Below are 10,035 nucleotides of genomic sequence, written 5' to 3' on the forward strand. Positions count from 1 at the left end.
GCGACCAGCCTAGGCCGCGGCGCTGGAGGATCGCTGGGGCCCTGGCGGGAGGCTCACCGGGCGAAGTCCCGGGCGTGGCCCTTGACCGCCCGCACGTACTGCTTGGTGTCCTTGTACATCCCGTACTTCTGCACCCCGTGCAGACCCTGGTAGTACGCGGCGATCGCGACGTCGCGGGAGGGGGCGCTGCGCCCGAGCTGGCGGATGATCGCCACTCCGGCGGTGATGTTGTCCTGCGGGTCCAGCAGGTCCAGCTCCCGCCCCACCATCCCGGAGGCCCACTCGCCGGCGGAGGGGGTGACCTGCATGGTCCCGACCGCGTCGGCGGGGGAGACCGACCGGTGGTCGAAGCCGGACTCCTGGTAGGCGTGGGCGAGGGCCAGGGCGGGGTCCACGCCCATCCGCTCGGCGGTCTCGTGCACCATCGCCCGCACCTGCTCGCGCGAGGGCGCGGGACGGGCGGCGAGCTCGGCGTGGTGGCGGTTGGCCGCGTCGACGACGGGGTCGTCGTAGGTGCGGCCCAGGAAGGTCCTGCCCACGGCCCGCTCGGGGTCCGGGCGCTGGGCGGCCGGGGGCTGGGCGGCCGGGGGCTGGGCCGCGGCCGGCTCCGGGGCCTGCTGAGGCGTGAGGGCGCCGCCGAGGGCGAGGCGCTGGCCGGGCCGCAGCAGCGAGCCGACGGTGAGGTCGTTGTCCTCCAGCAGCTGCTGCACGGCCACGCCGTGGGCCTGGGAGATGCTCCACAGGGAGTCCCCGGCCCGGACCGTGTAGTCCTCGGCCGGCGCGGGGGCCGCGGCTCGCTCCGCGGGGCGGGCGGGGGCGTCCCCGGTGGCCGGGGCGGGCTCGGCGGCGAGCCGGAGGCGCTGGCCCGGGTGCAGCAGCGCGGCCCCCGACAGGTCGTTCCAGCGCATGAGCTCGGCCACCTCGACGTCGTGGCGCCGGGCGACGGACCAGAGCGAGTCGCCGGGGGAGACCACGTGGACGGGCCCGTCCTCGTCGGCGGCACCGGCCGGGTCGGGCGCCGCGGCCACGTGGGCGACGGGTGCCGGCGGGGCGGCGTGCGCGGCCGTCCCGCCGCCGAGGGCGGCCAGGGCCGCGACGGCGGTGGCGGCGCGGGTGCGGCGGCCCCAGGCCGGCTCGGGGGCGCGGGGGGCGGGGTGCTGCGGGGCGTCGTCGGGGGCGGTCGTGTCGCTGTCGGGGGGGAACGGCATGGAGGGCTCTCTGACGCTGATCGGGGACGGCGCGGAAGGCTCGGCGATCTCCGCCCGACGAGCATAGCGTGGCACGCCGCGGGGGCCGGGGCGGCACGCGCGTGCGCGCCCGGCGCCGGACGTGGCACCCTGAGGGGGTGAAGCGCACAGCCGGAATCAGCACCGAGGAGTTCGACCGACTGGACGGGCTCGTCCAGGAGTGGTTGCCCCTGCCCGACGTCGCCGAGCGGCTCGGGCTCGTCGTCACCCGCGTCCACGGCCTCGTGGACGACGGGACCCTGCTCGCCGTGCGGAACCCGCACGACGGGATCCGCCGCGTGCCCGCGGCGTTCCTCGTCGACGACGGGGTCCTGGACCCGCTGCGGGGCACGATCGCCGTGCTGCGCGACGCCGGCTACACCGACGTCGAGGCGATCGGCTGGCTGTTCGCGGAGGACGACTCCCTGCCCGGGCGCCCCGTCGACGCCCTGCGCGCCGGGCGCAAGACCGAGGTCCGCCGCCGCGCCCAGGCCCTCGCCTGGTGAGCGCCGCCCGCGCGCGCCCGGCGCCGGGGGCGCCACGACCCTGACACCGTGGGGTGACGCGTCCCCGGACGGGCCCTGCGGCGGGTGCCTCAGGCCGCCCGGCGGACCGCGGCCTCGGCCAGCGCCCGCAGGGCGGCCTCCGCCACCGGGTCGGCGCCCAGCCGGTCGAGGCCGGCGGCGGCCCGGCGGCTGAGGTCGTCGATCAGCTCCTCCGTGGCGCCCAGCGCCCCGCAGTCCTCGATGATCCCGCGCAGCCGCCCAACCTCCTCCGCGTCCAGGTCGGGCCGGCCCAGCGCCTGCTCGAGGCGGGCGATCTGCTCCTCGCCGCCGAGCCGGCGCACGAACCCCACGAGCACCGTGCGCTTGCCCTCGCGCAGGTCGTCGCCGGCGGGCTTGCCGGTCGTGGCGGGGTCACCGAACACCCCCAGCACGTCGTCGCGCAGCTGGAAGGCCTCGCCCAGCGGCAGGGCGAAGGCCGAGCAGCGGGCCAGCAGCTCCTCGTCCGCCCCGGCGAGGGCCGCGCCCAGGGCCACGGGGTGCTCCACGGAGTACTTGGCGGACTTGTAGCGCACCACGTCCAGGGCCCGGGCGACCGCACCCGCCCGGTCCTGGGCCGCGCCGGCCACCTCGCCCTGGACGTCCAGGTACTGTCCGGCCATCACCTCGGAGCGCATCAGGTCGAAGACCTGCCGCGCGCGCGTGCCGCCGGGCAGCGCCCCCGCGGCCGCGGTGAACAGCTGCTCGCTCCAGGACAGGCACAGGTCGCCCGCGAGGATCGCCGCGGCCGTGCCGAAGGCCGAGCCGTCGAGGGCCCAGCCCTGCTCGGCGTGCAGCGCCTCGAAGCGGCGGTGGACGCTGGGGGCCCCGCGCCGGGTGTCGGAGCGGTCGATGACGTCGTCGTGGATCAGCGCCGCCGACTGGAAGAGCTCGAGCGCGGCGCCCGCGCGGGCGACCGCCGGCTCCCCGGCCGCTCCGCCGGCGGCCCGCCACCCCCAGTAGCACAGCCGGGCCCGCAGCCGCTTGCCGCCGGAGGACAGCTGCGCCACCGACTCCAGCAGCGGCAGCGCGTCGGGGGAGATCCCGGCCAGGACCCCGCGCTGGCGGTCCAGGAAGGCCTCGAGCTCCCCGTGCAGCAGCTCCCGGTGCGCGGCGTCCTCCGCGCGGAAGGCCTCCCGGTGCTCCGCCGCGGGGGCGGGCGGGACGGCGGCTTCCGGGTCGACGGTGTCGCGGGGGTGCGAGGGGGACGTCATGGGCGGGTCGACCTCATCTCGGTGCGGCGGCGGGGCGGGCCCCGGGGATCCGCCCCAGCCTAACCAAGGACCCGGGACCCGCGCCGGGGATGTCCGGGGCGCTGGCTATGCTGTCCTCGCCCCGGGACCGGCCCGGGGCGGGGCGTGCCGGCACCCGACCGCACCGGTGCACCCGGCCGGCGGACCGCGCCCCGGAGGAGGACGGAGCAGCCATGACCGAGCAGGACGCCCGGGCGCGCGAGCAGCGCCTCGCCCGCTGGCGCTCGTGCGCGGTCCTGCACGTGGACATGGACATGTTCTACGTGGGCGTCGAGCTGCTCACCGCCCCGCACCTGCGGGGCCGGCCGGTGGTGGTCGCCGCCGCCGGGCACCGCTCGGTCGTCCTCTCGGCCTCGTACGAGGCCCGCGCCTACGGGGTGCGCTCCGGGATGCCCCTGGCCCGGGCGCGGGCGCTGTGCCCCGCCGCCGTCCTGCTCGAGCCGCACCGGCAGGCCTACGAGCAGGTCTCCCGCCGGGTCATGGCCACCTTCGCCGAGCTGACCGACCTCGTCGAGCAGATCAGCGTGGACGAGGCCTTCCTCGACGTCTCGGGGGCCGTGCGCCGGCTCGGCCCCCCGGTGGGCATCGCCCGCGGGCTGCGCGCCCGGATCCGGGAGGAGCTGGGCCTGACCGCCTCGGTCGGCATCGGCGCGACCAAGACCGTCGCCAAGATCGCCTCGACCCGGGCCAAGCCCGACGGGCTGCTGCTCGTGCAGCCCGAGGACACCGTGGCCTTCCTCGCGGAGCTGCCCGTCTCCGCGCTGTGGGGCGTCGGCGCCCGCACCGCCGAGGTGCTCAACGGGGCGGGCCTGCGCACGGTGGGCGACCTCGCCGCGGTGCCCGTGCCCCGCCTGGTCCGGCTCGTGGGTCCCGCCGCGGGGCACCACCTGCACGAGCTCGCCTCCGGGCGCGACCCCCGCCCGGTCGTGCCCGTGCGGGAGGAGAAGAGCCTCGGCGCCGAGGAGACCTTCGCCCAGGACGTCGCCGACACCCGGGTCCTGCACGAGACGCTCCTGCGGCTGAGCCACCGCACCGCCTCGCGGCTGCGCCGGCAGGGGCTGCGGGCCCGGCGCGTGGGCCTGAAGCTGCGCTGGGCGGACTTCAGCACCATCACCCGTTCCCGCACCCTCGCCCAGCCCTTCACCTCCGCGCACGACCTGCACGAGCACGGCACGGCGCTGCTCACCGAGCTGGGCCGCCGCCCCCAGGCGGTCCGGCTCATCGGCATCCGCGCCGAGCGCCTCGAGCCCGCGGGGGACGCCCTGCAGCTGAGTCTCGACGGGCGGGAGGAGGAGTGGCGCGCGGCGGAGGAGGCCATGGACCGGGTGCACGCGCGCTTCGGCCCGGGCCGGCTCGGTCCGGCCCGCCTGCTGCGGCCCGCCGGGACCCGCGGTGCCCCCGGGGCCGGGCCGGCGGTACCCGCGCCGGGGGCGTCGCCCGGCCGCCCCGGTCCGAACTCGCAGGGTGTTGACAGCCGCGTCCGCGATGCCAATTCCCCACCCGACGGTCTATCCTGGTAGCACTGCGGTGCCGGATCAGCCGGGCAGCCCGCAACCGAAGGATGAGGAGGCATGACGTGCCACTGTCCGAGCACGAGCAACAGCTCCTGGCCCAGCTGGAGAAGCAGCTCCACGCGGACGACCCCCGGTTCGCCACGAGCATGGGCTCCCGTGCCCTGAAGGGCGCCTCCACCCGCAACATCGTCCTCGGCATCGTGATCGCGGTCGTCGGTCTGCTGGTCCTGCTGGGCGGGGTCGCCCTGAAGTCCGTGCTGGTCGGCGTCCTGGGCTTCATCGTGATGGGCGCCGGCGTCTACTTCGCCACCCTGCGCTCCGGCAAGGCCTCCGGCGGCGGGGAGCGCAAGCCGCGGCGCAGCTCGCCGTTCCTGCAGAACCTGGAGCAGCGCTGGGACCAGCGCAACTCCGGCGACCAGCCCTAGACCTCCCCGCTCCCGTCCGCGACGCCGCGGACGGGACCGCACGAGCAGCTCCCCGGCACCGCGCCGGGGAGCTCTTCTGTTGGACGCGACGTCCGCTCCGCCGCCCGTGCGGAACAGGGTCCTCGTGCGGAGCCGGTCGGCCCTCCGGGATCCGGGTGCTCCTCCGCGACCCGGGCCCCGTGTGCCCGGCACCCGTCCGCCACCGTGCTGCCGGGGCCCCTCCGACCCCGGTTCCCGCCCCGCCTCCGCGTCCCCCTCCACCGTTCTTCCCCGGGGTCCTCCACTTCCCACCCCGTGTTCCGTCCCGGGGTCCTCCACTTCCCACCCCACCTCCCTCCCCGCGGTGCTCCACCGGGCCCCGGACGGGCGTGCCGCCGTGCTCCGGCCGGGTCCTGCCCGCACCGCGCCCCGCCCGCCGCGCCGTGCCCCCACACCGCTCCCCGCCCGGTGCCCGGCCGCCGCCGCAGCACCGCGGGAGCGGCCGTGCGATCCGCGGCGGCGGCTCCCACCTGCGGCGACGCCCCGGCGGCGCCGGGGGAGCGGCCTTCGCGACGCCCGGGCGACCACGGCCGGTCCGCCGCGCCGCACCGCCTCCTCGGACCGCGCGTTCGTTGACCGGGGAGTGAAGTGGAGTAAAGTGGGGCCCAGAAGAGGACCGGGAGAACCCTCGGGCTGGAGAGGCGGTGGGCATGTTCCTCGGAACGTACTCACCCCGCCTCGACGAGAAGAACCGCGTGATCCTGCCGGCCAAGTTCCGCGAGGAGCTGGCCGACGGGCTCGTCCTGACCCGCGGTCAGGAGCGGTGCCTCTACGTCTTCAGCCACCGGGAGTTCGAGCGGGTCCACGAGCAGCTCCGGGCGGCACCGCTGTCCTCGAAGCAGGCCCGGGACTACATCCGCGTCTTCCTCTCCGGTGCCTCGGACGAGGTCCCGGACAAGCAGGGCCGAGTGACCATCCCGCCGCCGCTGCGGGAGTACGCGGGACTCGGCCGGGAGCTGGCCTTCATCGGGGCCGGCACCCGCGCCGAGATCTGGGACGCCACGGCCTGGAACGACTACCTGAACGAGAAGGAGGCCGTCTTCTCCGACACCGAGGAGGAAGTGGTGCCGGGGCTCTTCTGAGCCGCGCGCCGCGGAGCACGCACCCCGGGACCGCGTCCCGGATGAGATCTCCAGCCGCACAGCCGTCACCGTCCTGGCTCACCTTCCCCTGAGCCAGGCCGGGTTCGAGGGTCGGCCAGCGGATGGGGTTCTGATCCTGGACCGCCCACCCCCGTCCCACGGCGTCGCCCGGCGCCGGCCGACCCGACCGACCGCCGAAGAGAGAGCCCATGGCGCAACGCCCCGCCGAGCAGCGGCACGTCCCCGTGCTGCTCCAGCGCTGCCTGGACCTGATGGCGCCGGCGCTCCAGGAGGACGGGGCCGTCGCGGTCGACGCGACCCTCGGCATGGGCGGGCACTCCGAGGCCCTGCTCCGGCGCTTCCCCGGCCTGCACCTCGTCGGCATCGACCGCGATCCCCAGGCCCACGCCCTGGCGGGTGCGCGCCTGGCCGGCTTCGGCGACCGGTTCCACCCCGTGCACGCCACCTACGACCGCATCCCCGAGGCACTCGCCGAGCACGGCTTCGCCCGCGCGGACGCCGTCCTGTTCGACCTCGGCGTCTCCTCCCTCCAGCTCGACGAGCGGGAGCGCGGCTTCGCCTACTCCTACGACGCCCCGCTCGACATGCGCATGGACGGCTCAGCGACCCGCACCGCCCGCGACGTCGTCAACGACTACCCCGAGGCCGAGCTGCGCCGGATCCTGCGGGACTGGGGCGAGGAGCGGTTCGCGGCCCGCATCGCCCGCGCCCTCGTCGAGCGCCGGGCCCAGGCACCGCTGCGCACCACCGGCGAGCTCGTCGACGTCGTGCGCGCGGCCGTGCCCCAGGCGGCCCAGCACCGCAAGGGCCACCCCGCCAAGCAGACCTTCCAGGCCCTGCGGATCGAGGTCAACGAGGAGCTCGACGTCCTGCGCCGGGCCGTGCCCGCCGCCCTCGGCGCCGTGCCCACCGGCGGGCGCGTCGTCGTGCTCAGCTACCACTCCCTCGAGGACCGCATCGTGAAGCAGGCCTTCGCCCGCGGTGCGGCCTCCTCGGCGCCCAAGGGCTTCCCCGTGGAGCTCGAGGAGCACCGGCCCACCCTGCGGGTGCTCACCCGCGGGGCCGAGACCCCCACCCCGGAGGAGATCGCCGAGAACCCCCGCGCCGCGTCGGCGCGGCTGCGGGCCGTCGAGCGCATCCGGGAGGACACCCCCCAGCACGCAGCACAGAAGGCACAGAGGACCAGGGCATGAGCGCAACCGGACTGCAGCGACGACCGGCCCTGCGGGGCGAGCGGCGCCCCGGCGTCGGCGCCTGGGCGGCCCGCCGCACCCACCGCCCGCCCACGGACGGCAGCGCGGCGCGCCGGCTGGAGGCCCCCGCCCCCCGCACCCCCGGGGTGCCGGAGCGCTCCGGCCCCGACCGGGCGCCGCTGACGGTCGTGCCGGCCCGGGCCCGGCGCCGACGGGTGTCCACCGTGGCCGTGAGCCTGCTGGCCCTCGTGGTCGCCCTGGCCACGATCCTGGTGCTCAACGTGCAGATCTCCGGCGGGCAGTACCGGCTCGTGGAGCTGCGGGCCGAGGAGCAGGCACTGAGCCAGCGCAACGAGGCCCTGACCCAGGACCTCGAGTTCTACAGCGCACCGCAGAACCTCGCCGTGATGGCCGCGGACCTGGGGATGGTCCCCGCCGAGGGCTCCGGCACGGTCGACCTCACCGACGGCAGCGTCGAGGGCGACCCCCTGCCGGCGCAGCCGCAGGAGGACCACGAGGTGCTCGTGGAGCACCCGCACCAGACCGGGTCCGAGGCCGCCGACCGGGCGGCCGAGCGGGCCGAGGAACGGGCCCGGGAGAAGGCGGAGCAGGACCGCGCCGAGGCCGAGAAGGCCCGCGCCGCCGCCCGCGCGGAGGCCGGCGGCGGAGCCCTCGAGGCCCCGCAGCAGCGCGCCCCCGGCAGCTGAGCCGGGACCCCGTCCCGCACCCGCGCGGCCACCGCCCGCGGGACCGTCCGCACGCCCCCGAACGCACCAGGAAACGAGGCACCCACGTGGCACGCGCACGCTCGAGCACCGGACGCGCCCTCGCGGACCGGGGGATCGGCCGCAGCCACGTCGGCCTCGCGCTCGTGCTGACCCTGCTCCTCGTGCTGGGCGTGCGGCTGGTGTGGGTCCAGGGCCTCGACGTCGGCGGCCGCGCCGAGTCCGCCGCCGCCGAGCGCTCCCGCACGGAGACCGTCCCGGCCCTGCGCGGGGAGATCCGCGACGCCGACGGCAACGTCCTCGCCCGCACCCTCCAGCGCTACGACGTGACGGTCGACCAGACCCTGGTGCGGGAGTTCCAGCGCCCGCGGGCCGACGGCACGAGCGAGACCGTCACCCCCACCCAGGCCGTCTACCGCCTCGCCGACGCCCTCGACCTGCCGGACACCGAGGTCAAGGACGCCCTCGACGGAGAGGAGAAGTTCGCCTACGTGGCCCGCGGGGTCACCCCCGAGCAGTGGAACGCCGTGCGGGAGATCGGCCTGCCCTACGTCTACGGCCAGCCCACCTCCGACCGCATCTACCCGGACGGCCCGCTCGCCGGCAGCGTGGTCGGGTTCATGGGCGGGGACCAGGAGGCCCTCGGCGGCATCGAGCAGTCCATGGACGAGGTCCTCTCCGGCACCGACGGGCGGCGCACCTACGAGATCAGCGCCGACGGCGTGCGCATCCCGGTCGCCCCGACCGAGGAGACGCCCGTGGAGGACGGCTCCTCCGTGCGGCTGTCCCTGGACAGCGAGGTCCAGTTCTTCGCCCAGGAGGCCGTCACGGCCCGGGCCCAGGAGCTCGACGCCGAGTGGGGCAGCGCCGTGGTGATGCGCATCTCCGACGGCGCGGTGCTCGCCCTGGCCGACTCCTCGACCGTGGACCCCAACGACCCGGGCGCCGCCGAGGCCGAGGACCTGGCCGCCCGCTCCGTCACCCAGGCCGTGGAGCCCGGCTCCACCCAGAAGATCCTCACCGCGGCCGCCGCGGTCGAGGAGGGCCTCGTGACCCCGCACACCGAGATCACCGTCCCGCCGTTCCTGGAGATCGACGGGGAGAAGATCACCGACGCCTTCGACCACGGCGAGCAGGACCGCACCTTCGCGGGGATCATCGCGGACTCGATGAACACGGGCACCGTGATGGTCGGGAGCAAGCTCACCCCCCAGCAGCGCCACGACTGGATGGCCCGCTTCGGGGTCGGGGAGGCCACCGGCATCGAGCTGCCGGGGGAGTCCCCGGGCATCCTCGCCCCCGCCGACCAGTGGGACCCCCGCCAGCAGTACACGGTGCTCTTCGGCCAGGGCGTGGCCCAGACCCCGCTGCGCACGGCCACGATCTTCCAGGCCATCGGCAACGGCGGGGTGCAGGTCGAGCCGCGCATCGTGGACGCGGTGATCGGCCCCGACGGCACCGAGAACGCCGTCGAGCGGCCCGAGGGGGAGCGGATCGTCTCCGAGGAGACCGCCCAGCAGGTCCTCGACATGATGGAGGTCACCGTCACCCAGGGCGGGGCCAAGGAGGCCGCCGTCGAGGGCTACCGGGTCGGCGGGAAGACCGGCACCGCCGAGGCGCCGAGCGCCGAGGGCGGCTACGACGGCTACACCACCTCCTTCGTGGGGGTGGCCCCGATCGAGGACCCCCAGTACCTGGTGGCCGTCACGATGCAGCGCCCCGAGGGCGACGTGCGCACCATCGGCACCACCGCGACGTTCAGCACGATCATGGGCCAGGTCCTGCGCCACTACGGCGTGCCGCCCTCGACGACCGAGCCGGTGGAGATCCCGCTGCGCACGGATGTCGACGAGGACGACCCGGAGACCGGCGAGGACGCCGCGGCCGGGGCGCAGGAGCCCGCCGGGGACGACGACCCGGCCGGGCAGCAGCCCGGCGCCGACCCCGCCCCGGCGGGCGCCGCCGACCGCTCGGCGTCCAGGCCCGTCGACGAGGACGGCTAGACTTCCGTAGCG

At 76.6% G+C, this 10,035-nt stretch carries 9 protein-coding genes; 7 read left to right on the forward strand and 2 right to left on the reverse strand.

The genetic code is table 11. The features are described 5' to 3' along the window. Window positions 1-53: 53 nt before the first annotated feature. Window positions 54-1,208, reverse strand: coding sequence for a lytic transglycosylase (locus AS188_RS08920; protein ID WP_058858558.1), 1,155 nt, complete (start codon window positions 1,206-1,208; stop codon window positions 54-56). 137 nt (window positions 1,209-1,345) lie between these two features. Here AS188_RS08920 and AS188_RS08925 point away from each other — a divergent pair, with 137 nt between their 5' ends. Next, entirely contained in the window at window positions 1,346-1,732 is a 387-nt protein-coding gene (locus AS188_RS08925) for an Rv2175c family DNA-binding protein (RefSeq protein ID WP_058859838.1), read from the forward strand. 89 nt (window positions 1,733-1,821) lie between these two features. On the opposite strand, the gene AS188_RS08930 is transcribed toward AS188_RS08925, so the two are convergent. Continuing rightward, window positions 1,822-2,982 carry a polyprenyl synthetase family protein gene (locus AS188_RS08930; protein WP_083529359.1) on the reverse strand — a complete coding sequence of 387 codons (1,161 nt, stop codon included), beginning with the start codon at window positions 2,980-2,982 and terminating at the stop codon, window positions 1,822-1,824. A gap of 212 nt (window positions 2,983-3,194) precedes the next feature. Here AS188_RS08930 and dinB point away from each other — a divergent pair, with 212 nt between their 5' ends. The 6 genes from dinB (at window position 3,195) to AS188_RS08960 (ending at window position 10,023) form a co-directional block, all read left to right on the forward strand. Next, complete coding sequence (dinB, locus tag AS188_RS08935; protein WP_058858559.1) at window positions 3,195-4,541, forward strand: DNA polymerase IV; 1,347 nt, start codon at window positions 3,195-3,197, stop codon at window positions 4,539-4,541. A gap of 56 nt (window positions 4,542-4,597) precedes the next feature. Continuing rightward, the gene (locus AS188_RS08940; RefSeq protein ID WP_058858560.1) at window positions 4,598-4,960 is read left to right on the forward strand and encodes a DUF3040 domain-containing protein; all 363 of its coding nucleotides are present in this window, start codon (window positions 4,598-4,600) and stop codon (window positions 4,958-4,960) included. Between the two features lie 689 nt (window positions 4,961-5,649). Further along, window positions 5,650-6,081, forward strand: coding sequence for a division/cell wall cluster transcriptional repressor MraZ (gene mraZ / locus AS188_RS08945; RefSeq protein WP_058859840.1), 432 nt, complete (start codon window positions 5,650-5,652; stop codon window positions 6,079-6,081). A gap of 209 nt (window positions 6,082-6,290) precedes the next feature. Then, complete coding sequence (rsmH, locus tag AS188_RS08950) at window positions 6,291-7,295, forward strand: 16S rRNA (cytosine(1402)-N(4))-methyltransferase RsmH (RefSeq protein WP_058858561.1); 1,005 nt, start codon at window positions 6,291-6,293, stop codon at window positions 7,293-7,295. Further along, window positions 7,292-8,002, forward strand: a complete 711-nt coding sequence (gene ftsL / locus AS188_RS08955; protein ID WP_236945113.1) for a cell division protein FtsL — start codon at window positions 7,292-7,294, stop codon at window positions 8,000-8,002. The genes rsmH and ftsL overlap by 4 nt, the downstream gene beginning before the upstream one ends. Before the next feature lie 86 nt (window positions 8,003-8,088). Further along, the gene (locus tag AS188_RS08960) at window positions 8,089-10,023 is read left to right on the forward strand and encodes a peptidoglycan D,D-transpeptidase FtsI family protein (protein ID WP_083529360.1); all 1,935 of its coding nucleotides are present in this window, start codon (window positions 8,089-8,091) and stop codon (window positions 10,021-10,023) included. Window positions 10,024-10,035 lie beyond the last annotated feature (12 nt).

Source organism: Kocuria flava (assembly GCF_001482365.1).
Lineage (GTDB): Bacteria > Actinomycetota > Actinomycetes > Actinomycetales > Micrococcaceae > Kocuria > Kocuria flava.